Annotated in this window: 24 protein-coding genes, 7 tRNA genes and 1 rRNA gene; 29 read left to right on the top strand and 3 right to left on the bottom strand. The window is 39.8% G+C overall.

Annotation, left to right across the window (positions count from 1 at the left end):
- The 28 genes from ACFSTH_RS15215 to ACFSTH_RS15080 form a co-directional block, all read left to right on the top strand.
- Positions 1 to 126 (top strand): 23S ribosomal RNA (locus tag ACFSTH_RS15215); the annotation flags it as partial.
- A gap of 172 nt (positions 127 to 298) precedes the next feature.
- Positions 299 to 375, top strand: a tRNA-Met gene (locus tag ACFSTH_RS15210).
- A 14-nt stretch (positions 376 to 389) separates the two neighbouring features.
- Positions 390 to 465 (top strand) — tRNA-Val (locus ACFSTH_RS15205).
- 21 nt (positions 466 to 486) lie between these two features.
- Positions 487 to 563, top strand: a tRNA-Asp gene (locus tag ACFSTH_RS15200).
- A 20-nt stretch (positions 564 to 583) separates the two neighbouring features.
- A tRNA-Phe gene (locus ACFSTH_RS15195) sits at positions 584 to 659 on the top strand.
- A 23-nt stretch (positions 660 to 682) separates the two neighbouring features.
- Positions 683 to 766 (top strand) — tRNA-Tyr (locus tag ACFSTH_RS15190).
- Between the two features lie 6 nt (positions 767 to 772).
- Positions 773 to 848 (top strand) — tRNA-Lys (locus ACFSTH_RS15185).
- A gap of 243 nt (positions 849 to 1,091) precedes the next feature.
- Positions 1,092 to 2,240, top strand: a complete 1,149-nt coding sequence (locus ACFSTH_RS15180) for a PucR family transcriptional regulator (RefSeq protein WP_377769945.1) — start codon at positions 1,092 to 1,094, stop codon at positions 2,238 to 2,240.
- An 86-nt stretch (positions 2,241 to 2,326) separates the two neighbouring features.
- A complete protein-coding gene (locus tag ACFSTH_RS15175) occupies positions 2,327 to 3,451 on the top strand; it encodes an ABC transporter ATP-binding protein (RefSeq protein WP_377769946.1) in 1,125 nt (374 codons plus the stop codon).
- 158 nt (positions 3,452 to 3,609) lie between these two features.
- Entirely contained in the window at positions 3,610 to 4,551 is a 942-nt protein-coding gene (gene hprK / locus ACFSTH_RS15170; RefSeq protein ID WP_377769947.1) for an HPr(Ser) kinase/phosphatase, read from the top strand.
- 19 nt (positions 4,552 to 4,570) lie between these two features.
- The gene (gene lgt / locus ACFSTH_RS15165) at positions 4,571 to 5,542 is read left to right on the top strand and encodes a prolipoprotein diacylglyceryl transferase (RefSeq protein ID WP_377770011.1); all 972 of its coding nucleotides are present in this window, start codon (positions 4,571 to 4,573) and stop codon (positions 5,540 to 5,542) included.
- Positions 5,543 to 5,590: 48 nt separating this feature from the next.
- Positions 5,591 to 6,232, top strand: coding sequence for a pyrophosphatase PpaX (gene ppaX / locus ACFSTH_RS15160; RefSeq protein WP_377769948.1), 642 nt, complete (start codon positions 5,591 to 5,593; stop codon positions 6,230 to 6,232).
- A gap of 7 nt (positions 6,233 to 6,239) precedes the next feature.
- A complete protein-coding gene (locus ACFSTH_RS15155) occupies positions 6,240 to 6,731 on the top strand; it encodes an acyltransferase (protein WP_377770012.1) in 492 nt (163 codons plus the stop codon).
- Positions 6,732 to 6,913: 182 nt separating this feature from the next.
- Complete coding sequence (locus tag ACFSTH_RS15150; RefSeq protein ID WP_377769949.1) at positions 6,914 to 8,113, top strand: ATP phosphoribosyltransferase regulatory subunit; 1,200 nt, start codon at positions 6,914 to 6,916, stop codon at positions 8,111 to 8,113.
- 11 nt (positions 8,114 to 8,124) lie between these two features.
- Entirely contained in the window at positions 8,125 to 8,769 is a 645-nt protein-coding gene (gene hisG / locus ACFSTH_RS15145) for an ATP phosphoribosyltransferase (protein WP_377769950.1), read from the top strand.
- Positions 8,770 to 8,838: 69 nt separating this feature from the next.
- Complete coding sequence (hisD, locus tag ACFSTH_RS15140; RefSeq protein WP_377769951.1) at positions 8,839 to 10,122, top strand: histidinol dehydrogenase; 1,284 nt, start codon at positions 8,839 to 8,841, stop codon at positions 10,120 to 10,122.
- Positions 10,123 to 10,188: 66 nt separating this feature from the next.
- Positions 10,189 to 10,788 (top strand): imidazoleglycerol-phosphate dehydratase HisB, encoded by a 600-nt coding sequence (gene hisB / locus ACFSTH_RS15135; RefSeq protein ID WP_377769952.1) that lies wholly within the window; start codon positions 10,189 to 10,191, stop codon positions 10,786 to 10,788.
- A 1-nt stretch (position 10,789) separates the two neighbouring features.
- Entirely contained in the window at positions 10,790 to 11,407 is a 618-nt protein-coding gene (gene hisH / locus ACFSTH_RS15130) for an imidazole glycerol phosphate synthase subunit HisH (RefSeq protein ID WP_377769953.1), read from the top strand.
- 24 nt (positions 11,408 to 11,431) lie between these two features.
- Positions 11,432 to 12,190 carry an imidazole glycerol phosphate synthase subunit HisF gene (gene hisF / locus ACFSTH_RS15125; RefSeq protein ID WP_377769954.1) on the top strand — a complete coding sequence of 253 codons (759 nt, stop codon included), beginning with the start codon at positions 11,432 to 11,434 and terminating at the stop codon, positions 12,188 to 12,190.
- Positions 12,190 to 12,855 (top strand): bifunctional phosphoribosyl-AMP cyclohydrolase/phosphoribosyl-ATP diphosphatase HisIE, encoded by a 666-nt coding sequence (gene hisIE / locus ACFSTH_RS15120; protein ID WP_377769955.1) that lies wholly within the window; start codon positions 12,190 to 12,192, stop codon positions 12,853 to 12,855. The genes hisF and hisIE overlap by 1 nt, the downstream gene beginning before the upstream one ends.
- A 129-nt stretch (positions 12,856 to 12,984) precedes the next feature.
- Positions 12,985 to 13,935, top strand: coding sequence for a ribose-phosphate diphosphokinase (locus ACFSTH_RS15115; protein ID WP_377769956.1), 951 nt, complete (start codon positions 12,985 to 12,987; stop codon positions 13,933 to 13,935).
- A 143-nt stretch (positions 13,936 to 14,078) separates the two neighbouring features.
- The gene (locus tag ACFSTH_RS15110; protein WP_377769957.1) at positions 14,079 to 15,833 is read left to right on the top strand and encodes a tetratricopeptide repeat protein; all 1,755 of its coding nucleotides are present in this window, start codon (positions 14,079 to 14,081) and stop codon (positions 15,831 to 15,833) included.
- A 41-nt stretch (positions 15,834 to 15,874) separates the two neighbouring features.
- Positions 15,875 to 16,792, top strand: a complete 918-nt coding sequence (gene trxB / locus ACFSTH_RS15105) for a thioredoxin-disulfide reductase (protein WP_377770013.1) — start codon at positions 15,875 to 15,877, stop codon at positions 16,790 to 16,792.
- Between the two features lie 164 nt (positions 16,793 to 16,956).
- Positions 16,957 to 17,907, top strand: a complete 951-nt coding sequence (locus ACFSTH_RS15100) for an ROK family glucokinase (RefSeq protein WP_377769958.1) — start codon at positions 16,957 to 16,959, stop codon at positions 17,905 to 17,907.
- 30 nt (positions 17,908 to 17,937) lie between these two features.
- Positions 17,938 to 18,807 carry an RNase adapter RapZ gene (gene rapZ, locus ACFSTH_RS15095; protein WP_377770014.1) on the top strand — a complete coding sequence of 290 codons (870 nt, stop codon included), beginning with the start codon at positions 17,938 to 17,940 and terminating at the stop codon, positions 18,805 to 18,807.
- Positions 18,808 to 18,843: 36 nt separating this feature from the next.
- Positions 18,844 to 19,806 (top strand): gluconeogenesis factor YvcK family protein, encoded by a 963-nt coding sequence (locus ACFSTH_RS15090; RefSeq protein WP_377769959.1) that lies wholly within the window; start codon positions 18,844 to 18,846, stop codon positions 19,804 to 19,806.
- 7 nt (positions 19,807 to 19,813) lie between these two features.
- The gene (gene whiA / locus ACFSTH_RS15085; protein WP_377769960.1) at positions 19,814 to 20,743 is read left to right on the top strand and encodes a DNA-binding protein WhiA; all 930 of its coding nucleotides are present in this window, start codon (positions 19,814 to 19,816) and stop codon (positions 20,741 to 20,743) included.
- Between the two features lie 98 nt (positions 20,744 to 20,841).
- Positions 20,842 to 21,111: an HPr family phosphocarrier protein gene (locus ACFSTH_RS15080; RefSeq protein WP_028609180.1), complete on the top strand. Its 270-nt coding sequence runs from the start codon at positions 20,842 to 20,844 to the stop codon at positions 21,109 to 21,111.
- A 218-nt stretch (positions 21,112 to 21,329) separates the two neighbouring features.
- Here ACFSTH_RS15080 and ACFSTH_RS15075 read toward each other — a convergent pair whose 3' ends face one another.
- The 3 genes from ACFSTH_RS15075 to ACFSTH_RS15065 form a co-directional block, all read right to left on the bottom strand.
- Positions 21,330 to 22,118 (bottom strand): formate/nitrite transporter family protein, encoded by a 789-nt coding sequence (locus ACFSTH_RS15075; RefSeq protein WP_377769961.1) that lies wholly within the window; start codon positions 22,116 to 22,118, stop codon positions 21,330 to 21,332.
- Positions 22,119 to 22,349: 231 nt separating this feature from the next.
- Positions 22,350 to 22,976 carry an ATP-dependent Clp endopeptidase proteolytic subunit ClpP gene (gene clpP / locus ACFSTH_RS15070; protein WP_377769962.1) on the bottom strand — a complete coding sequence of 209 codons (627 nt, stop codon included), beginning with the start codon at positions 22,974 to 22,976 and terminating at the stop codon, positions 22,350 to 22,352.
- 186 nt (positions 22,977 to 23,162) lie between these two features.
- Positions 23,163 to 23,237: transfer RNA gene (locus tag ACFSTH_RS15065), tRNA-Arg, on the bottom strand.
- A gap of 309 nt (positions 23,238 to 23,546) precedes the next feature.
- Here ACFSTH_RS15065 and ACFSTH_RS15060 point away from each other — a divergent pair.
- Positions 23,547 to 24,605: a sugar-binding transcriptional regulator gene (locus tag ACFSTH_RS15060; RefSeq protein WP_377769963.1), complete on the top strand. Its 1,059-nt coding sequence runs from the start codon at positions 23,547 to 23,549 to the stop codon at positions 24,603 to 24,605.
- Positions 24,606 to 24,627: the final 22 nt, after the last annotated feature.

Below are 24,627 nucleotides of genomic sequence, written 5' to 3'. Positions count from 1 at the left end.
GCCCCCCTTAAGATGAATTTTCCCAATTAGTAAGACCCCTTGAAGACGACGAGGTTGATAGGTTCGGGGTGGAAGCACAGCAATGTGCGGAGCTGACGAATACTAATCGGTCGAGGGCTTATCCTAACGAATGAAGCAAGCGATGTGTAACAAGCGACGATGTTCCTATCCAGTTTTCAGGGCGCAAATCTATATAACAATGGACAAGCTTTGTTGTTATATTACATTTGTGATTAGACACTTGGTAATGTCTAAACCTGAATAAACCTTTATTTACATAAAGGTATGATAATAGTGTGGCGGTGTAGCTCAGCTGGCTAGAGCGTACGGTTCATACCCGTGAGGTCGGGGGTTCGATCCCCTTCGCCGCTACCAATATAGTGTTAGATGGAGGCTTAGCTCAGCTGGGAGAGCATCTGCCTTACAAGCAGAGGGTCAGCGGTTCGATCCCGTTAGCCTCCACCATCTAACTTTCATCATTAGTGTGGAGCTGTGGTGTAGAGGCCTAACATGCCTGCCTGTCACGCAGGAGACCGCGGGTTCGAATCCCGTCAGCTCCGCCATTTTTTATTTTTTTATGTTTGGCTCGATAGCTCAGTCGGTAGAGCAGAGGACTGAAAATCCTCGTGTCGGCGGTTCGATTCCGTCTCGAGCCACCATTTTCTGCTTTGCGGAAAATTACGGAGGATTAGCGAAGTGGCCAAACGCGGGAGACTGTAAATCTCTTCCTAACGGTTCGGTGGTTCGAATCCATCATCCTCCACCATTGTATGAGCCATTAGCTCAGTTGGTAGAGCACCTGACTTTTAATCAGGGAGTCGAAGGTTCGAGTCCTTCATGGCTCACCAGTTTTTAACTGGTAGTAATATTAAAATCGATTGTAAATGAATGATAACCGAGACAAATTGTCGCGGTTTTTTTGTGTTTAGTTTTAATAATTTTTGATGATTGTTACAATAATAGATAGTATGAGTTGCTTTGAGCCGCTATTATTGTTTACACTATTTATAGTGTAGTTAATTTAAACGTAATACGATTACAGATACTGGACTGATAAACTATAAGCGGATAGTGGAGAGTGGAGAGCGATTATGAACAAACCAGAGTGGGTTCATACTTTACAACATATACTTAATTGCCAAATCAATATTAACAAGATGACGTTAAGCAATTGGCAAATGATGATCGATAATGAACTTTTAGAAAAGCATACGTTAGATAATGAAGCTTCGCGTAGTTTTGGCAACAGTGGCGATTATTTAATTAATTCTAAAGTGCTATCATACATACTATTTATAGATGAAAATCAAGTTATATTAGCTGAACTTCCTTATATCGAAAAAGCTACAGAAAGAAACTTAATCGGGTTATTAATTAAACAAAATGTGGTCATGGGAGATATGATAGATCCGAGTCCAGCTATATCTGAGAAAGAGCGAGGAGCACTGAAAATTGCAGAGTGGTTGAATGACCAATTACAAGCTGCTGAGCCAGCTCATTTTTTACCAGATCATTTAGTAGTCGGTAGTAGAATGTATACGGAAATGATTCCCTTCTTATTAGTGACAGAACATTTAAATATGGAGCAAGTGAAATATAGTGAGTTGGAAAAACTATTGCGTTCTTTTTTGGCGGACGAAGTTTTATTAATACCACTAAGAAGCGAAGAATGGTTAATTTGGGGACCAGTATCTTTGTTTCGTGATGAAGATGATGTGCTCGATATGCAAGAAGAAGAATCGGCAGAAGAGGCACTTGCTTCTATGGCTCTTGGACTGAACGAAATGCTCGCTAGTGAATGGTTAGGGGATTGTCACTTAGCTGTTGCTCATCCAGTATCACCTGCTAACAGTATGGTAGAAACAGTACAATTACTCCGAGAAACTATTAATTTGGGCAGAAAATTTCATATTGGAACAACTATACACTTACCATGGATGTTACAATTAGAAAGAATAATCAATGCAATACCGGAATCTCATCGTGTGAAATATTTGGAACAATCACTAAAGAAAGCGGATTTATTCGTGGAATCCGAAATGTTGGCAACACTCGAAACGTTTTTTTCTTTAGATTGTAATGTAAGTGAAACCGCAAAACGACTATATATACATAGAAATACGTTATTATATAGACTGGATAAGCTAAAACAAGAAACAGGACTGGACGTTCGGTTATTTCGTGACGCGGTATTGGTCAAGATTATATTACTTTTGTACAAAGTTACGAAAAGGAATTAAATTTTTTGTAACGTTTGTGCATAGTCAACAGCCCGATATTGGGATAAGATATAAACATAACGAAATTCCAAGTAGGGGGAAAAAACATGGCAGGCGTACGTTTAGAAGGAATTTACAAGAAATATCCAGGTGCAGAGACAGCGTCAGTAACAGATGTTAATCTAGATATTAAGGATAAAGAGTTTTTGGTTTTGGTAGGTCCATCCGGTTGCGGTAAATCTACAACTCTTCGTATGATAGCAGGTCTGGAAGAAATTAGTGAAGGTAAGCTATTCATCGGTGACCGACTTGTAAATGATGTAGCTCCTAAAGATCGTGATATTGCGATGGTTTTCCAATCCTATGCTTTGTATCCACATATGAACGTTTATCAAAATATGGCCTTTGGTCTAAAACTTCGTAAATTTAAAAAAGCAGATATCGACAAACGTGTTCGTGAAGCTGCAAAAATTCTTGATATTGAACATTTGCTTGATCGTAAACCTAAAGCATTGTCTGGTGGTCAACGTCAGCGTGTTGCTCTAGGACGTGCGATCGTTCGTGAGCCACAAGTGTTCTTGATGGATGAGCCGCTATCTAACCTTGATGCTAAACTTCGTGGTCAGATGCGTGCTGAAATCAGTAAACTTACAAAACGTCTAGAGACAACAACTATTTATGTTACGCATGATCAGATAGAAGCAATGACGATGGGTGACCGTATCGTAGTTATGAAAGACGGTTTCATTCAACAAACAGCTTCTCCAGAAGAGCTGTATAATCATCCAGTAAATATGTTTGTTGCAGGCTTTATCGGTGCTCCATCTATGAACTTTATTAGAGGGACACTAAGCGAGCAAGGAGGAACTGTTTCCTTCAAAACTACAAGTGTTGATATCGTTGTTCCTGAAGGACGTGCTGCAACGCTTCGTTCTAAAGGTTATATTGGCAAAGAAGTTATTCTAGGTATTCGCCCAGAAGACTTGCACGAAGAGCCAGTATTTTTGGAAGCATCTCCTAACACGATTGTTACTGCTAACGTAGACGTTGCAGAAAACTTGGGACATGAGATGTATCTATACTTGAACGGTATTGGTAATGATACTGTAATCGCACGTGTAGACGGACGTTCTGCAATCCGTGATGGCTCAAATGTAAAACTAGCTATCGATATGAACAAATCACACTTGTTTGATACAGAATCAGAATTGAATATTTTTGAAGTAGAATAATTACTAATATATAAAAACGATAATGAAGGATACGTCCTTCGTTATCGTTTTTTTTGTGCAAAGATTGCGTTCGAAGCTATTTTCATTTACGATGAAAGGAATGGATATTTAGAACATCCAATAATGGTAACAGTAAGAAAGTGAAAGGGGCCGAAGCAGTGGCGAAAAAACAAGTGAAGGTTGCAGAATTGGCCAAACATTTCGAAATGGAAGTATTAGCTGGCGAAGTTGGTCTGAAAAGAGTAATTACAGTAGATGACTTGTATCGACCTGGGCTAGAGATGGCAGGTTATTTTCATTATCATCCTAGTGAGCGAGTACAACTACTTGGTCGTACAGAAATTTCTTTTCTAAATACGTTAAATGCAGCAGAACGAGAAGATCGAATGAAGCACTTATGTCAGGATGATACTCCGTGTATTATATTGACTAGAGAGTTAGAGGCTCCTGAACAATTGTTGGATCAAGCGAATCGAACAGGAACACCTGTATTGCGCAGCCCGATTTCGACTACGATATTGATTAGTAGAATTACCGGATTCTTGGAGCATAAACTTGCACCGACAACTACGATTCATGGCGTACTTGTTGATGTGTACGGGGTTGGTATATTAATTACTGGTGGTAGTGGCATTGGTAAAAGTGAAACTGCATTAGAATTAGTAAAACGTGGACATCGGTTAGTGGCAGATGATGCTGTTGAGATTAGACAAACAGCAGATAGTCATTTACATGGTACAGCACCGGAGTTAATTCGTCACTTGTTAGAAATACGTGGTTTAGGTATTATCAATGTAATGACATTATTTGGGGCGGGAGCAGTTCGTACTCAAAAAAGGATTGGTTTAGTAATTAAATTAGAAATTTGGCAGCAAGAAAAGCAGTATGATCGTTTAGGGTTGGATGAAGTAAAAACAAAAATTATTGATACTGATGTACCATTGGTTACTGTACCAGTCCGTCCTGGTCGAAATTTGGCTGTTATTATTGAAGTCGGTGCAATGAATTTCCGATTGAAGCGGATGGGCTTTAATGCGGCATTACAGTTTACTAACAAGTTGACAGAAACAATTGCAGACGATATCGATGATTATGATTAAAACAATAAAGGAGTAGATCATCACAATGTATACACTGGCAATTGATTCAACCGCATTTCAAATAGGTTCATTAACCGTTCAATGGTACGGGATTATATTAGGCTTTGCAGCTCTTGTAGGTTTATTAATAGCCATTCAAGAAGGTAAAAGATTCGGTATGGCGTCGGAATTCTTTATGGATCTGTTGTTATTTGGCGCACCTTCGGCTATTATTGCAGCTCGTATCTATTACGTTGCTTTTAAGTGGGATGATTATAAACATAATTTTTGGGACGTATTTAAAATATGGGAAGGTGGCATAGCCATATACGGCGCGATCATTGGTGCGTTTATTTGTGGCATGATCTACTCTCGTTATAAGGGATATAGCTTTCTACGTATTGTAGATATTTGTGTGCCTGGCTTACTTGCAGGTCAGATGATTGGTCGTTGGGGTAACTTTATGAACCAAGAAGCGTTTGGTGGACCGACAACAGAGGCGTTTCTATCCAATACGCTACATTTACCTTCGTTTATTGTCGATCAAATGTTTATTATTGACTCTGCCTTTCCTGAAGGGGCATTCCGTCATCCAGCGTTTCTATATGAATCAGTTTGGAGTTTAGTTGGAATTGTTATATTACTTGTGCTTCGTCGTAGATCCTTTTTGCGAACTGGTGAGTTAATGGCTACTTACTTTATATGGTACTCTATTGGTCGATTCTTTATAGAAGCATTGCGCACAGACAGTTTAGCTTTTATGGGACCAAAATGGTTAGTGTCAATTATGGATGCGCTTTGGTCACCGATGACGTTGATGTTTACACAGGGCTATCTTGATCCAGCTTACGGCAATATCCGAATATCACAAGTAGTAGCATTGCTATTGATTGTTGGTGCAATTATATTTGTAGTCGTGAGACGTGTCAAAGGGTTTGCTAATACACGTTATTTAGATCCGATTGTAACAAGTAAACCAGAAAGAAATGTTCCGCTGTCCGATAAAAAATAAAGTAAAAACCAACTAGAATGAAAATGAGCGTGGAGAAAGGCAAGTACAATGATTAAAACAGTGTTATTTGATTTAGACGGTACAATACTAGATACGAATGAATTGATTATTATGTCCTTTTTGCAAGTGTTGGAGAACAATACTCCGGAACCATTAACACGGGATCATATTATTCCTTACATGGGTGAATCGTTAGTCGATCAATTGCGCAAATTAAGCGGTCGCCATGATGTGGATGATTTGGTTGCGGCATATCGAAAAATTAGCAGTGAACGGCATGATCAATATGTGAGGTTATTTCCAGATGTGAAGGAAGTAATACAGCAACTACGTAAACATCAGGTGCAGATTGGTATCGTGACGACGAAGGCTCGATTAACAACGATACGTGGGCTAGAATATACCGGTATAGCTGATTTAGTTGATGCTGTTGTTACAAGCGATGATGTAGAGAAAGTAAAACCAGATGCGGAGCCTGTTGTACAAGCATTACAATTGCTCAAAGCTACGCCACAATCGGCTATAATGGTGGGTGACAGTGCTGTAGATATAATTTCTGCCAGACGAGCAGGTGTACAAGCAGTCGGCGTTAGTTGGTCGTTAAAAGGTAAATCGCTACTGGAACAAAGTGGTGCAAATTATATGATAGATCATATGCGTCAGTTGTACGCGATTGTAGGATTGGAGTGACTAATCTCTGAAGCGTAAAGTGGATCGTTATGCTGTAGAAGGTGCTAATTCGCTGTGGCAGTTATATTCTACCGTTAGTCCAATTAGAGTAGTATGGAATTTTATTTGGATTCAGTTGTCTCGTTACTGTCCTATTCTACCCTTGAAAAATTGGATATACCGACATATGCTGCGAATGAAAGTTGGTAAACAAACGGCATTTGCACTTATGGTGATGGTTGATGTATTCTTTCCACAACGGATTTCTGTCGGAGATAATTCTATTATAGGGTACAATACAACGATATTGACCCACGAGTACTTGATTCGGGAATATCGTATCGGCAAGGTGATGATTGGATCAAATGTAATGATCGGTGCTAACAGCACGATATTGCCTGGTGTCACTATTGGTGACGGAGCGATAATATCGGCGGCAACACTTGTGCATCGAGATGTTCCACCCGGCGCTTTTGTTGGTGGTAATCCTATGCAAATTATATCGCATACAGAGCAATAGCATATGAAAGAAAAAGAAACGTTTTGCGTGGGGAGGAGACTCACATGCAAAACGTTTCCTTATATCTGTGAAGTTAGTTTGACGAAAATGACAAAAATATGATAATATAACGATGTCTTTATTTTATTAGCAAGATAACAAGTTAATGCTTTAATACACTAAAACAATAGCGGGTGACATAGATGAGTAAACCAAAAATGTTTGAAAAGCCACATGGTCTGACAGATTATTTGCCAGGTGCTGTTCGCAAATTGCGTTATATTGAGCAGACTGTATTGTCATGTATGGCAAATTGGGGATATGAACAAATAGTAACCCCTTCGATGGAATACTATGACACAGTAGGAATGGCAAGTTCTACTTCGGATCAGAAGCTGTTTAAATTACTTAATAATCGTGGAACAACGATGGTGCTACGATCAGATATGACAGGTCCAATAGCACGTGTCGTATCTTCTTTATTGCAAGATAGACAATTTCCAATTCGGCTTTCTTATCATGCGAATGTTTTTCGTTCCATTGAAGAAGAAGCTGGGCGGGAAGCAGAGTTTTTCCAAACAGGGGTAGAGTTAATCGGAGATTCTTCGGCTGAAGCAGATGCGGAAGTAGTCGCACTAGCTATTGCGACATTAAAAGCGATTGGTATCGATCGGTTTAAAATTGCGATAGGGCACGTTGGATTTATGAATAGTTTGTTTGCAGCTATATTAGCAGATGATCCATTGATGCAAGAAACGTTAAAAAGTAAACTACTCGATCGGGATTATGTAGGTTATCGTCAGCAGTTGCAACAGTTACAGCTTGATGTAGCGTTGAAAAACGAACTGGAAGGTATGTTGCTGCTACGTGGAGGCAAAGAAATCTGTGCCAAAGCGATGCAGATGAACAAAGACGAAACAGCACATAAAGCTATTTCGCATTTGAGTGATCTGTGGGATGCGCTACAAGATTATGGGGTAGCGGAGCATGTGATGATTGATTTAACGATGATCGGTGATTTCACTTATTATACAGGTATGATTTTTGAAGGCTATGCTGCCGATCTTGGCTTCCCCGTCGTTAGCGGAGGTAGATATGATAACTTGCTCGCACAGTTTGGCAGACCAGCAGCAGCGACCGGCTTTGCACTTAAAACAACGAGACTAGTGGAGCTATTGCAGCCAGAAGAAGATGGAGCGTCTTTACGTCATTTGATTGTATATACGGATGCGGGACGTAGTAAAGCGATCGCTGCTGCGCAACAGATGCGTTTGCAAGGCAAAGTAGTGATTACAGAGTATCTTGCTCAGATTCCAGCTAGTTTGTCAGTGCAAGATGCAAGCAAAGTTTATAAGGGACAATCTTTTATAGAAATACATTTGTATGATGGTGAAGAGAAGTAGGAGGAAAAATAATGAGTAAAGTAAATACAGAACTGCTGAAAGTTGCCATGCCGAAAGGCCGAATATACAAACAAGCATCACGTCTATTTCGTGAAGCAGGTATTCCTATACAAGACGATTTGGATGATTCCCGAAAATTAATTATTGAACTTCCAGAAGCGGGTATGGAGTTTATTATGGCTAAGCCTGTCGATGTGCCAACGTATGTGGAGTACGGTGTGGCGGATATAGGGATCGTAGGAAAAGATGTATTAATGGAAGAAAATCGTGATGTCTATGAACTGTTAGATTTAAAAATAGCTGCTTGTCGGATGTCAGTCATTGGTTTGCCGGATTGGGAGCCAACCTTTTATCCAAAAGTAGCAACGAAATATCCGAATGTAGCTTCTGCTTATTTTCGTGAGCAAGGGCAGCAAGTAGAAGTTATAAAATTAAATGGTTCTATTGAATTAGCACCTTTAATCGGTCTTGCTGATCGGATTGTCGATATGGTGGAGACAGGTCGGACATTGCAAGAGAACGGGCTAGTGGAGCATGAGACGATTTTTGGCATTACGAGCCGTCTGATTGCTAATAGAGTCAGTTATCAGATGAAAAATGAACGTATTCAACAAATATGTGATCAATTACAAGCGACTATCATTGCCAAGGGATAACCAAGCTTAGCATAATAAAAGCATGGCGATCAACTTAGCTTAGTCTCAATGACAAGGAGGAAAGTAAAGATGCGAGTAATGCGTGCGGAGCAATTTGGCATTAAACGAGAAGTAGAGTACGGAAATAAGCAACAGAATGAAGCGGTCGTTCAAATTGTAGCGGATGTCAAAGCTAGAGGAGACGCGGCGTTATTAGATTATACGAAACAGCTTGACGGTACGGAGCTTACCCCTCAACAATTGCGAGTAGATGAAAAAACGATTGCAGCAGCATATGAACAAGTTGATGAGCAGTTTTTGACAGCGATTCGGGAAGCTGCTCAGAACATTCGGTTGTTTCATGAAAAACAGAAACGAAATTCTTGGATGGACATGGAATCGAATGGTACAATATTAGGGCAAATTATGCGTCCGTTAAAGCGTGTAGGATTGTACGTGCCAGGTGGTAAAGCAGCTTATCCATCAAGCGTACTTATGAATGTAATACCTGCGCAAGTAGCAGAAGTTCCAGAAATTGTAATGGTTACCCCTCCAGCAACGAATGGTCAGCCCGGTGTAGATCCGTATATTTTAGTAACGGCAGCAGAAGTAGGGGTTACCGAAATTTATCAAATTGGTGGAGCGCAAGCAGTTGCTGCTCTTGCTTACGGTACAGAGTCGATAAAACCGGTCGACAAAATATGTGGACCGGGTAACATTTATGTAGCACTTGCGAAAAAAGAAGTATTTGGAGTCGTAGATATTGATAGTATGGCTGGTCCTAGCGAAATAGTAGTGCTTGCAGATAAAACAGCAAATGCTGTATATGTAGCAGCAGATTTACTATCACAAGCAGAACATGATGAAATGGCAGCAGCGATTATGGTGACTACTTCCGAGCAGCTTGCTCACCAAGTAGCAGCAGAAGTGGAAAAACAATTGGCAGTATTACCACGGGAAGCGATTGCCCGACGTTCTATTGATCAGTATGGAGCAGTATTACTGGTTGATAGTTTGGAGGACGGCATCCGTGTAGTTAACGATTTAGCACCAGAGCATTTGGAGATTATGACAAATGATCCTATGAGCATATTAGGTAAGATCGAGAATGCGGGAGCAATATTTTTAGGAGACTATAGTTCAGAGCCGGTTGGTGATTACTTTGCAGGGCCGAACCATATTATTCCGACGAATGGAACGGCAAGATTTGCTTCTCCTGTTAATGTGGACGATTTTATGAAAAAATCGAGTATGATTTATTATAGTAAACAAGCGCTTATGGACAATGGTCACAAAATAATGACGCTTGCTCGACACGAAGGATTGGAAGGGCATGCGAGAGCAATTGCCGTCCGATTAGAAAATGAGCAATAACAAGCTTCACGTAGTATGCAACTTTCGTAAAAGATAAATATGATATAAAGTGAGGAATAACAAGCGATGACAGACATTCAAGTAAGAAAAGCAGCAGTAGAGCGAACAACGAGTGAAACAGATATTAAATTGTCATTTCAAGTAGATGGCACGGGCAAAACAGAACTAGAAACCGATGTACCATTTCTCAATCATATGCTGGACCTATTTGCAAAACACGGTCAATTCGACTTGGCGGTACGTGCGATTGGAGATGTTGATATCGATGATCACCATACGACAGAAGATATTGGTATTTGTTTGGGGCAAACATTGCGTGAAGCATTAGGTAACAAAGCTGGAATTAAACGTTATGCTTCTGTATTTGTTCCGATGGACGAAGCATTGGCACAAGTCATTATCGATGTCAGTAATCGCCCACATCTACATTTCCAAGCAGAGTTTCCATCTGCACATGTAGGTAGTTTTACAACAGAGTTAGTTCATGAATTTTTATGGAAGTTTGCACTTGAAGCTCGGATTACACTTCATGTCATCGTTCATTATGGGCAAAACACGCACCATATGGTCGAAGCTATTTTCAAAGCGCTTGGTCGAGCACTAGATGAAGCGACTACGATTGATCCAAGAGTACAAGGTGTTCCTTCTACGAAAGGACTACTGTAATATGATTGCCATAGTTGACTATGGCATGGGTAATTTGCAAAGTGTACATCAAGCAGCAGCACGACTTGGGTTTACAACAGTCATTACAAGCGATGCCGATGTTATCGCTGCTGCTCGTGGACTAATTATTCCCGGTGTAGGTGCGTTTGGCGATGCGATGAGCAATTTAACAAGTAGTGGGCTTGATCAAACAATTCGGAAGTATGCTGCATCAGGCAAACCAGTGCTAGGTATATGCTTAGGTATGCAGTTGTTGTTTGAGACAAGTATGGAGCATGGTCTGCATGAAGGATTATCGTTATTGCCAGGACAAGTGGTACGATTTTCTAATAAGGATCATCGAGAGATGAAAATTCCGCATATGGGGTGGAACAAGCTACAGATCGTACAGCCAGAGTCTCCGCTATTTGCTAACCTTGCTATGGATTATGTTTATTTTGTCCACTCCTACCATGTTAAACTGTCTCATCCGGAGCTTTTGTTAGCACAAACGGATTATTATGGGGCAGTTACTGCAATTGTAGGTAAAGAAAACATATACGGTATGCAATTTCATCCAGAAAAAAGCGGTTTGTTTGGATTACGATTATTGCAAAATTTTTTAAGTTTAACGAACTGATGTTGACGCAAAGGAGAGGACGCAATGTTAACTAAACGCATCATTCCATGTTTGGATGTATTCAACGGTCGAGTAGTAAAAGGGGTTAACTTTGTTAATTTAAAAGACGCTGGAGATCCTGTAGAGCTAGCAGCTCTGTACGATCGTGAAGGTGCTGATGAATTGGTATTTTTGGATATAACGGCAACAAATGAAGGACGCGAAACAACGATAGATATGGTGAAAAGAACGGCAAGTGAAGTGAATATTCCTTTTACTGTAGGCGGAGGAATTGCATCGACAGATGATATGATGCGTTTGTTGCGTGCAGGAGCAGACAAAGTAGGTATTAACTCTGCAGCAATTCGTAACCCTTCTTTGATTGAAGAAGGAGCGCGCAAATTTGGTTCGCAGTGTATTGTTGTCGCTATCGATGCGAAGTATAACGAAGAAATGCAAGACTATGAAGTTTTTACCCATGGTGGTAAAAAAGGTACTGGTTTATCTGCTGTGAAGTGGGCGCAAGAGGCAGAAAAGCTCGGAGCGGGTGAACTACTCGTTACGAGTATGGATGCTGATGGTACAAAAGATGGTTTTGATATTACATTAACAAAAGCAATTGCGGATGCAGTGAATATTCCAGTTATTGCTTCAGGTGGAGCGGGAAAAGTGGAAGACTTTCATCGCGTGTTTACAGAGAGCAACGCTTCTGCTGGGCTTGCGGCATCGATATTTCACTATAAGGAAATTACTATTGCTGAAGTAAAGGCTGACTTGCAACAGAAAGGAATAGAGGTACGCTGATGGATATTATGTTTGAACAGATTAAATGGGACGCTGCCGGCTTAGTTCCCGTTGTTGTACAAGATTTCCAAAGTAAAGCGGTGCTGATGCTTGCTTATATGAACCGAGAGTCGCTACAAAAAACAATCGATACGGGAAGTAGCTGGTATTGGAGCAGATCGCGTAGTGAATTGTGGAATAAAGGAGCGACCAGTGGTCACACGCAACAAGTGAAATCGTTAAGCTATGATTGTGATGGAGATACTTTGTTGTTACTGGTAGAACAAGTAGGTCCAGCTTGTCATACAGGCAGTTATACTTGCTTTACTAACCCCATCGAAATAAATGCTGATGCTCATCCGAGCAGCTCGAAAGCGGATCGTTTTGCGATGCTGGCTAAAGTAGAGGAAGTTATTGCTACTCGTGACGCAGAGAGAACGGAAGGGTCCTATACTTCTTACTTATTCGACAAAGGGCTCGACAAAATATTGAAAAAAGTGGGCGAAGAAGCAGCAGAAGTAATTATTGCAGCCAAAAATAACGATCAAGACGAGCTGCGAAGTGAATCAAGTGATTTGATTTTTCATTTGATGGTATTGCTTAGACAACAAGGACTTTCGCTTGATGCATTGATGACAGAATTGGAAAATCGTTATGGTAAACCAACGACTAATAAGATGCGATAATTCAGGAGATGTTAAAATTTCATCTGATTGTCGAAAAAGATAAAAAATGTTTTTTGATTATTCGTAAATTCAATGTATAATAAGACAAGTAGCTTGAAATTATTTGGTTGAAATGCTCAGGAGGGTATCATGTTAAGCGACAAGGTGCGTATATTTTCAGGATCGTCCAATCCCGCAGTAGCACAGAAGATAAGTGATGAACTAGGGATTCCATTAGGAGCTATTAAATTATCGCGATTCAAATGCGGGGAAATTTATGTTCACTATGAGGAGACTATCCGAAATTGCGATGTGTTTCTTGTGCAATCTTTTTCCCATCCGATTAACGAACATTTTGTTGAACTTTTAGTTATGATCGATGCAGCGAAGCGAGCGTCTGCTAGAACTGTCAATGTCATCATTCCATATTATGGATATGCACGCCAAGAGCGAAAAGCTGCTCCACGTGAGCCGATTTCTGCAAAAATGCTTGCTGATGTTCTTACGACAGTCGGAGCAAGTCGTGTAATGACGATTGATTTACACGCGCCGGCTATTCAAGGCTTCTTCAACATTCCGGTTGACCATCTCACTGCATTAGATTTAATTAGTGATTATCTAAAAGCTAAAAATATCGTTAATCCGGTTGTGGTGTCTCCCGATGCTGGTCGTGCTTCTACAGCAGAAAAGCTAGCTAATTATTTGGATACATCTTTTGCAATTATGATTAAAAAGCGACCTGCACACAACGAGTCTTCTATTACTCATGTTATAGGTGACGTGGAAGGTCAAACACCAATCATTATTGAAGATATGATCGATACGGGATCAACGATCATGAACGTTGTACAAGGTTTGAAAGATCGAGGCGCAAAAGATGTTTACGTATGTGCAACACATGCGGTTTTCTCTAATGCTGCGCTTGAACGATTAGATCATCCGAATATTAAAGAAGTAATTGTAACGGATACAATTATGCTTCCAAGTGAAGTCTCTACCAGATTCAAAATTTTATCTGTAGCACCGCTGTTAGCAGAAGCTACAAAGATTATACTTGATGGCGGATCAATCAGCACTCTGTTCAAAAACAGAGGAGTATAACGAAAAATAAAGATATAAGCTGAATAGTAAGAATAGCGGGTAGCGGCAGCTGCCCGCTTTTGTTTCTATGTACTTGGTTAGTATCAGTATTGTTATGGCTATGGTATAATTGTAACAGGCGGAATGAGGGAGGTGCCTTTTGTTTGGCAGGAAAAAAACATATTGCACTCAGTAATCAAACGAATATTATAGCGGTAAAGTGGGATGCTACGTTTTTTTTTGAAAGGGCCGTTCGCTCGCTGGATCGAAACCATTATGATAAAGCACTTAAATATTTTCGATTAGCTGTGGAATATGAACCTAAAAATCCAGTTAATCAATGCAATCTAGCAGGAGTTTTATCCGAACTGGGAAACTATGCAGAGTCTAATCAAGTATTAGATTTGATTATAGATACAATTGACCCATCGATGACGGAATGTTTATTTTATAAAGCTAATAATTATGCCAATTTGGAAATGTATATAGAAGCAGAACATGCTCTAGTTGCCTACTTGCAAGAAGATGCAGATGGTGTCTACTTGGAAGATGCAGAAGAAATGCTAGAGTATTTGCAATATGAGCTAGATCGCCCTACGAAACTTACAAGCATCAAAGCTCGAGCAGGGGTAGTGGAACATGATTTGGCAAGAGAGTTATTGGAAGATGGAAAGTTTCATGAAGCGGTGCAAATGTTGGAACAAATTGTAGCAGAACAACCTGATTTTTTAGCTGCGCATAACAATTTGGCATTAGCTTATTACTATATGGGAAAGTTCCAGCAAGCATTGGAGGCAGCGTATAGTGTCCTAGAAAAAGATAATGGTAATTTGCATGCACTATGCAATTTGGCTATTTTCTATAAGCATGAAGAAGATGAAGAGCAGTTATATGAAATGATTTTATTGCTGAGAAAATTAGCCCCATTTGAGGAAGATCATTTGTTCAAACTTGCGACGACGATGGGAATACTTGGTGAACATGAGTATGCCTACCGCCACTTTACGCGAATTATTCGTTCACAACAAGCAATGATTGATCCAAGTTTATATCATTATGCTGCTGTTGCAGCTTGTAATATGGAGCGATACGAAGAAGCTAAGCGCTTATGGAAGCAAGTAATAAAGATCGATCCTGTCTCTGATATTCCTCATTACTTTTTGTCACAAATGGAATTGAAGCAATCGGAGCAAATTACTACTTCATTAAACTACCATTACCATCTTCCTTTTGAGCAGCAATTCGCTGAGTGGGAGCATTCCCCAAGCGGTATGCCGGATTATGTTAAAAATGATCCACTTGTTCGTTCTTCGTTTTTTTGGGCACTGCGCCATGGCGATACGAACACTAAGCTACAAGTAATACAAGCGTTAGGGATGATCGCGGATAGTGAAGTCGAGCTTGTGCTTCGTTCCTTTGTTAAAGAAGCAGAAGAATTCGATTATTTGAAAAAAATGGCTATATTTGTTTTACGCAGTATTGGCGTGCAAGAACCCATTAGTGCAATGCTCGGTGGGAAAGAGATTGTAGTAGGTGCTAACCGTTTACCGATGTCGTTGCCCATTTGGGAAAATAGTTGGGAAGAAGTAATGAATCTAGCACGTCAGAAGATGGATCAACAATATGATCTGATTCAACAATACGATATGATGACACTATGGGGCGACTTTCTGTCGAAACTATACCCTAATACGCCTAAAATAAGTAAACCAGCGAGTTGGTCGGCGGCGCTCGAATATTTAACTGCAAAAATGCATCGACGAACTATTTCTTATTATGAAGTAGCTCAAAAATACGATGTCTCCATATCGACAGTAAGCCGTCATGTCAGATTAATCGATGCGACATGCAATATAAAAGAGAAGATGATTTCTCTAAATGCTGTTCTTCAGCCTAATGAGTCGGAGCAAAAAGAGTAATCTTTTAAATAAAAGACGATATTATACACGAGGTGAAAATGATGTACAAATCAATTATTATTGGAACTGGTCCAGCTGGATTAACTGCAGCAATTTACTTAGCACGCGCGAATATGAATCCTCTTGTTATTGAAGGACCTGAACCAGGAGGGCAGTTGACAACGACTACTGATGTAGAAAACTTCCCTGGTTTTCCTGAAGGTATTCTTGGACCAGAGCTAATGGCGAGCATGCGAAAACAAGCAGAGCGCTTTGGAGCTACGTTTATGACTGGTTGGGTCAATAGTGCCGATCTTTCTGCACGCCCATTCAAAATTCAAGTGGAGGGCAAAGGTGAAGTAGTTGGTGAAACATTGATTATTTCGACAGGCGCTACTGCAAAGTATCTAGGTATTCCTGGTGAAAAAGATAATGTAGGTAAAGGTGTTAGTACATGTGCGACATGTGATGGATTTTTCTTCCGTGATAAAAAACTTGTTGTTGTTGGTGGTGGAGACTCTGCTATGGAAGAAGCAAATTTCTTAACTAAATTTGCTTCTAATGTAGAGATTATTCATCGTCGTGATGAATTACGTGCCTCGAAGATTATGCAAGATCGTGCACGAGCTAATGATAAAATTAGTTGGAGCTTAAATCGAACACCGCTTGAAGTTGTTTCTGGACCGCTAGGAGTTACGGGCTTTAAAGTGCTTAACAATGCTACTGGTGAAGAGGAAATCATTGAAACAGATGGCGTATTCGTGTCGATCGGACATACACCAAATACGAAGTTTTTAGCTAATCAAATCGAAACAGACGAAATAGGCTATATTCAAGTACAGCCAGGAACGTCGCTTACTAATGTACCAGGGGTATTTGCTTGTGGTGACGTACAAGATAACAAATATCGACAAGCTATAACGGCAGCTGGTAGCGGATGTATGGCAGCATTAGACTGCGAAAGATTTTTGGAAAGTTAATAATAAAACTGTTAAGTAGTCATGCAAATAAAGAAAGCTATACCTGCCAGTTCCAAATGGATGGTATGGCTTTCCTTCATTCATGCAACTATCTTGACCGAAGGTAATGCAAAGTTTATAGTTGGAACAGAGAACTTTAACTATATAGATGAGGTGGATAAGTAATGTCTGAAAATATTTACGTTGGAGTAGACGTCGGAGGTACTTCGATTAAAGTTGGAGTTTGTGATGAAGAGGGGCACTTGTTACACACATATGAAGGTCCGACGGATACGAGTAAAGGAACGGACACTATCCTGCAAAATATTGCAAACTATTCACGACTTGTAGTTAGTGAAGCGAATTTGGACTGGGAAAAAGTTGCTGGGGTTGGTATTGGAATTGCAGGCTTTCTAGATATCGCTAATGGTATTGTAAAGTATTCCGCTAATTTGAATATTGTTGATACTAATTTGAAGCAATTTTTGGAGCAAGAGTTACAGAAGGTTATTAAAATTAATAACGATGCTAACGTGGCTGCACTGGGAGAAGCTTGGGCTGGTGCAGGTCGTGGAGTCGATCATTGTGTTTGTTATACACTTGGTACAGGCGTTGGCGGAGGTATTATAATAGATGGCAAAATTGTAGAAGGATACAATGGTATGGCTGGAGAATTAGGTCATATCGCGATTGTTCCAGATTTAGAAGCGATACAGTGTGGTTGTGGAAAAATGGGCTGTCTAGAATCCGTATCTTCAGCAACGGGTATTATTCGCATGGCGAAAGATGCTGTAGAACGTGGGGAGCGTACAAGCTTAGTGCAAGTAGTAGATATTGAAGCTAAAGATGTGTTTGATGCAGCGAAAGCTGGCGATGAAGTAGCGGCAAGAATAGTAAGTAGAGCTGCTTATTATTTGGGTAAATCTATGGCTATGATGTCAATAATATTAAATCCACAAGCATTTATTATTGGTGGTGGAGTTTCTAAAGCAGGAGATTTCTTATTCGATCAGATAAGAGAAGTATATGAAAAATATGCGCTTGATCAAGCAAAAGAAGGCGTAAGCATCGTACCTGCAGTGTTAGGCAACAATGCGGGTGTTGTTGGAGCAGCTGGGCTTATTCTAAGAGGATAGTAGGTGTGTACTGTGGAATCGACAGCAGCAATGGCTAAGCTTGTAATTATTACGGGAATGTCCGGAGCAGGGAAAACGATTGCTGTTCAGAGTCTAGAGGATTTGGGATTTTTCTGCGTGGATAATTTACCACCTGTACTTATTCCTAAATTTGCCGAATTAATTGAACAGTCTAATGGAAAGATTGGTAAGGTAGCATTAGTAATTGATTTGCGTAGTCGTGAATTTTTTACTGCATTATCAGAATCATTAGGATATATGAAGGAACATACTACGATAAGCTGTGAAATTGTATTTTTAGATGCAACGGATCAAGTGCTAGTACAACGTTACAAAGAAAGTAGAAGAAGACATCCGCTTGCGCAAGATGGCATGCCGCTTGAAGGAATTCGACAAGAGAGAAGAATGCTGGAAGATTTACTTGGATCAGCATCATTTGTGATCGATACAAGTAAGTTAAAACCTGCGCAATTAAAAGAGCACATTATTTCTCGTTTTTCTACTTTGGAACAAAGTACGTTGTCGGTGCATGTTACTTCGTTCGGCTTTAAATATGGCTCACCTATTGACGCCGATTTAATATTTGATGTACGTTTTTTACCAAATCCACATTATATTGATCATTTACGTCCTAACACTGGGCAACATCCAGACGTGTATGATTATGTGATGAAATGGCCAGAAACGCAACAATTTTTAGCTAAACTTATTGATATGTTGCAATTTTTAATGCCATTATATAAAAGAGAAGGTAAGAGTCAAGTCGTTATTGGTATTGGCTGTACTGGTGGAAAGCATCGATCTGTAGCAATTGCGGAATATTTGGGCAATGTTTTGAGTAATAGTGAAACAGAGCGTATTCGTGTAAGTCATCGGGATAGTGATCGCGACAGGCCATAACGAGAGGAGGACACACAAATCAGAGATAAGATTGATGTGCATCCAAAGATTGTTGTGATCGGTGGAGGAACGGGATTATCAGTGATGTTGCGAGGTCTTAAACATAAACCACTGGATATTACTGCTATTGTGACGGTAGCTGATGATGGTGGTAGCTCAGGACGACTTCGCAATGAATTGCAAATTCCACCTCCCGGTGACATTCGTAACGTGCTGATGGCACTAGCGGATGTAGAACCGTTACTTACCGATGTGTTGCAGTATCGATTTAATAACGGTACAGGGCTTGCGGGACATAGTTTAGGTAACTTGATGTTAGCTGCTATGACCGACATTTCTGGTGATTTTGTAACAGGTGTCAAGGAATTGAGTCGTGTACTCGCTGTAAGAGGAAGAGTTTTGCCAGCAGCGGCAACTGCCATCGTATTGAGCGCAGAGATGGAAGATGGTTCTATCGTTACTGGTGAATCGAATATACCTAAATCAGGACAAATTATTAAAAGGGTTTTTCTTGAGCCAGCAGTGATCGAAGCTTTGCCAGAAGCGGTGGAAGCAATTGAACAAGCTGATGCGGTACTAATAGGACCCGGAAGTTTGTATACAAGTATTATGCCAAACTTGCTAGTGCCAAAACTATCCGAAGCGATTCTAAAATCAGACGCAGTTAAACTATTTGTTTGCAACGTTATGACACAACCAGGCGAAACGGATAACTATACGGTAAGTGATCATTTGGATGCTATTTATCATCATATTGGTCATCATCTATTTGATTATGTTATTGTCAATAATGGGGAGATACCACAACAAATTGAAGATAAATATGCTGAAAAAGGAGCGAAAGCGGTTCAATTAGATTTGGATGAAGTCGCGCAACGCGGATATAAAGTAATTGCAGATAGACTTGTATTATTCCAAACTTTTTTAAGACACGATACCGAACGTTTAAGTCATCACATATATAAGTTAGTGGAGAACTGGATGTTGAGAAAGAGGTGAGCGAAAGATGTCTTTTGCAGCCCAAACTAAAAAAGAGCTAACATTGATTGAAGCGGATAGTTGTTGTGAGCTTGCAGAATTATCTGCAATGTTACGGATGAATGGGTCCGTTAGCTTATCTAGCCGTAAAGTCGTTCTTGACATTTCTACGGAAAACGCAGCAATTGCTAGGAAAATCTATACGTTACTAAAAAGACACTTTGATGTGCATATGGAGCTATTAGTTCGTAAAAAAATGCGTCTAAAAAAAAATAATGTATATATTGTTCGAATTCCGGTAAAAGTACAAGAAATATTAAAAAAACTTGGCATAACTTCCGAAGGATTTGTTTTTGTAGCTGGTATTGAAAAAAGAATGATTGAAAAAACTTGTTGCAGACGATCTTACTTGCGAGGTGCATTTTTGGCTGGTGGCTCTGTGAATAATCCAGAAGGTTCATCTTATCATTTGGAAATTTCATCGATGTATGCCGAGCATTGTACAGCATTAGTATCACTGGCTAACAGTTTTGATTTGAACGCTAGATATATCGAACGGAAAAAAGGCTTCATCATGTACCTCAAAGAAGGCGAAAAAATAATTGAATTTCTAAATATTATTGGTGCTCATCAAGCGTTGTTTAAGTTTGAAGATGTAAGGATTATGCGCGATATGCGTAATTCTGTTAATCGAATTGTTAATTGTGAAACGGCAAACTTAAATAAAACGATTGGTGCTGCTGTCCGCCAAATTGATAACATTAAATTGTTACAAAAAGAAATTGGTTTGGACAGTTTACCTGACAAGCTGCGAGAAGTGGCAGAAGTGCGTCTTGAGCATCCAGATTTGAATTTAACCGAAGTGGGCGAAATGCTCCGAGTGAAGGTGAGCAAGTCCGGTGTTAACCATAGATTGCGAAAAATTGATGAACTTGCTGAAAAAATTCGTGGCGGGTGAATTTTACCTAGTGCAATGTGCTGTAAAATGATATAATCAAGTATATGTGATTATTATGGTGATTAATGATTTAATAAAATAGAGGGGGTTATGATTTCATGACAAGGCTTCCTGTTGTCGTTCGTCTAAAAACAGGTCTTCATGCTAGACCGGCCGCGTTATTCGTACAAGAGGCAAATAAATTCTCCTCCGAGGTATTCGTTGAAAAAGACGATAAAAAAGTGAACGCGAAATCAATTATGGGTATTATGAGTCTTGCAATCAGTTCAGGCACCGAAGTATCCATTAGTGCAGAAGGTTCGGACGCAGAACAGGCTGTAAACGCTCTAGTTGCTCTTGTAAGCAAGGAAGAGCTAGAAAACCAATAATACTTAACTCTTCAACTTGAAGAGTCGCTAAAGTGCGAGGAAAGGTCGCATGACTAACTTTTCATTCATGCAGCTGGCTTTTCTTTTTACTTTTGCACCGGTACTTAGTATATTCGTAACAACTAAGAAGCAGCTACTATTGTGGATAGTTATAAAAAAGCGTAAGTTTGGGAACAAGTTATCCCTAACTTACGCTTTTTTTGTTTAATAAATTTATTTTAATCTCGTTGTTGCTCGAGTGTTGATTTATTTAAGTAGTAGTATAGCCATCCCATAAAGAAACTTCCACCGATAATATTGCCGAGTGTTACGGGAATTAAATTGTGCAGAGCACTAGCGATTGTAATCGCATCTGGCTCATTAGTAATAAAGGCTATCGCAAAAGTTCCCATATTTGCAATACTATGCTCATAACCGGAGATGAAGAAGGCAAATACAAATAACATTTTCGCAAATAATTTAGCGCCATCTTGTTTCATGGACATCGGGATGTAAAAAGCTAAACTAACCAACCAATTACAAAGGATCGCTCTAAAAAATAATTGTGTCACTGGCGCGCTTGTTTTTGCTTTAACAACAGATAATAAGAAGCCATTAGCGGTAGCTGATTCGAATAATCCTGTCGCCCATATGAGTAAAGCGAATAAAATGGCACCTATAAAATTACCGCTATAATTAATAATCCATAATTTGATCGTTTCTAGCCAGCTAATTTTTTTCCGTAATGAGGTGTAGGTGAAGTAAAAAGTATTGCCAGTAAATAAGTCGCCACCTGCATACGTAATTAAAATAATGGCAGTAGAAAATGTTAACGCGGCGATGGGATATGCTAAAGGTGAATCAACGTTATAAAAAAAACTGCCTGATTTGAATGAAACGATTACACCAAATCCAATAAACATACCAGCTAATATCGCGCGCATTATATACAATCGCTTACTTTGTAGATAGACGCCCCTTTTTTTTAGTGCTAATTGTTCCACTTTTTCTAATGTAGCTAATTCCATACGGTCACTTCCCTGTAGCAATAATGATGTAAGCTCAGCATAGCATCGACGGCGGTTTGCAGAAGTGAGGAAAATCACCTGAAAAGTAGCTGTAAACGCAAAAGAAAACCACAACTATTTATTATATATAACGAGTTTTTGCTACTACAAATAGTAGGTTTCTCGTTAGATCGAAATAGTTGTGGCTGTCATATCTGTTGAGGTTATATTATCATTGTTAGGAAGTATTGATTATACTCGTTCAATTACTTTATCAATCAGACCATACTCTACCGCTTCACTCGCACTCATAAAGTAGTCACGATCGGTATCTTGTTCAATGCGTTCTAACGGCTGCCCTGTACGATCTGCAAGAATGCCATTTAACTTGTCACGCATTTTTAGAATGCGACGAGCGCGAATTTCGATATCGCTTGCTTGCCCTTCTGCTCCGCCAAGCGGCTGATGAATCATCACTTCACTATTCGGTAGTGCAAACCGTTTGCCTTTGGCACCAGCTGAGAGCAGAAACGCACCCATAGATGCTGCCATACCAACACAAATGGTAGATACGTCAGGCTTAATAAATTGCATCGTATCATATATAGCCATTCCAGCTGTAATCGAACCACCTGGGCTGTTAATATACAAAGAGATATCTTTTTCTGGATCGTCGGCTGTTAGAAATAATAATTGAGCAATAATTGAATTAGCAACAGCATCATTGACACCTGATCCGAGAAAAATAATACGATCTTTGAGCAAACGGGAGTAAATGTCGTAAGAACGTTCACCTCGATTGCTTTGTTCAATAACCATAGGTACAAAATTCATATTTGTGCTCCTCCTCTGTTTACATAAGCTTAGTGGCTTATCCATTATATTCGTATTGCTGCCAGATATAGACTGGATTATTTTTTATAAACTTATCATAACGGAAAAAAACTTAAAAGTCAAAGATGGTCAGAGATTATTTTTTAAATAAAAAACTGCTGCAATATAACACGGTTATATTACAGCAGTTTGTACATCATATGTAAGAAGTAAACTTATTTAAGTAAAAAATGGCGCGCCCGCCAAGAATCGAACTTGGATCTCAGGCTCCGGAGGCCTACGTCATATCCATTGGACCACGGGCGCAAATGAAAAATAGTCACAAAAACGATTATAGGCTACTCAAGCGCTTTAAGCAAGAGAACGCTGAAAATTTGTTGTATTTTTTTCAGACAGGTCTATAAAACCTAATTATAAACAATACTATACAAAATATTTACATCGTAATCGTTTTCAAGTGATAGATAGCACTTGCAGTTATCTGATAACTTAGTTAAAATATAAGTGGGACTAAATTTGGTTATACGGGACGAAAAAAGTCCATAAGAGAAATGATAATCGAAATTAGCTGAGGTAAAGATAGGCTGAGTCGATTGATGGAGTGAAGGATAACAAATGCGACAGATCATTGAACTGCAACAGCAACTTGTACCCGAACTTCTGGATGTTATGCGAAAACGCTACTTAATATTGCATCAGGTGATGCTATCTGATCAGATTGGTCGCAGAGCATTGGCGCAAGCACTGTCTATGACAGAACGTATATTACGAGCTGAGACAGATCGCTTGAAAGAACAAGGACTGCTGGAAATAAGTGCGGTCGGCATGCGGATAAGTGAGTCAGGTAAGCTATTATTACAACAGTTGCAGCCGATGTATAAGACGTTATTTGGTTTAACAGAATTGGAACAGGAAATAAGCCAACATTTTGGCTTGAAACAAGTTGTAGTCGTTGCTGGTGATTCCGAAACATCCATTCAAACGAAGAAAGAGCTAGGCAGAGCAGGATGTCAAGTGTTGCGCGAAGCATTACGTCCAGAAGACGTAGTAGCGATAACAGGTGGTACGACAATGGTTCAAGTAGCGAATCAAATGACTTCATCGATGCCGCTGAAAAGCAACTGGTTTGTACCGGCTCGTGGTGGTCTAGGAGAAAGTGTAGATTATCAAGCCAATACACTTGCATCTACTATGGCAAAGCGTACAGGTGGTCATTATCGATTGCTTCATGTACCCGATCATTTGGGGAAAGAAGCTTATGATTCGATTATGCAAGAACCGAACATTAAAGAGATCGTCCAAGTTATTCGCAGCGCACGTATTGTTGTGCATGGTATCGGTGATGCTATGGTTATGGCACGTCGCCGCAAATTGTCAGAGGAACTTGTAGCTTCATTGGAGGCTGAAGGAGCGCTGGCTGAAGCATTTGGATATTACTTTGATCGTAAAGGTGCAGTAGTCCACAAAACCCAAACCGTTGGTTTACGACTCGAAGATATTTTAAAAATGGAATTTGTTATAGGTGTTGCTGGTGGCAAAAGTAAAGCGGAAGCCATTATAGCAATTATGCGTTTTGGGCATAATGATGTATTAATTACAGATGAAGCAGCAGCGCAAGAAATAGTCCGTATTATTCGGCAAGAAAGCGATAATGATCTGCTAGTACAACTGTAAATCGTACAATAGAGCTAGTCAT

This window comes from Paenibacillus yanchengensis, from assembly GCF_042684845.1.
In the GTDB taxonomy this organism is placed as follows: domain Bacteria; phylum Bacillota; class Bacilli; order Paenibacillales; family Paenibacillaceae; genus Pristimantibacillus; species Pristimantibacillus yanchengensis.
This window is presented reverse-complemented; position numbering and strand designations above follow the sequence as displayed.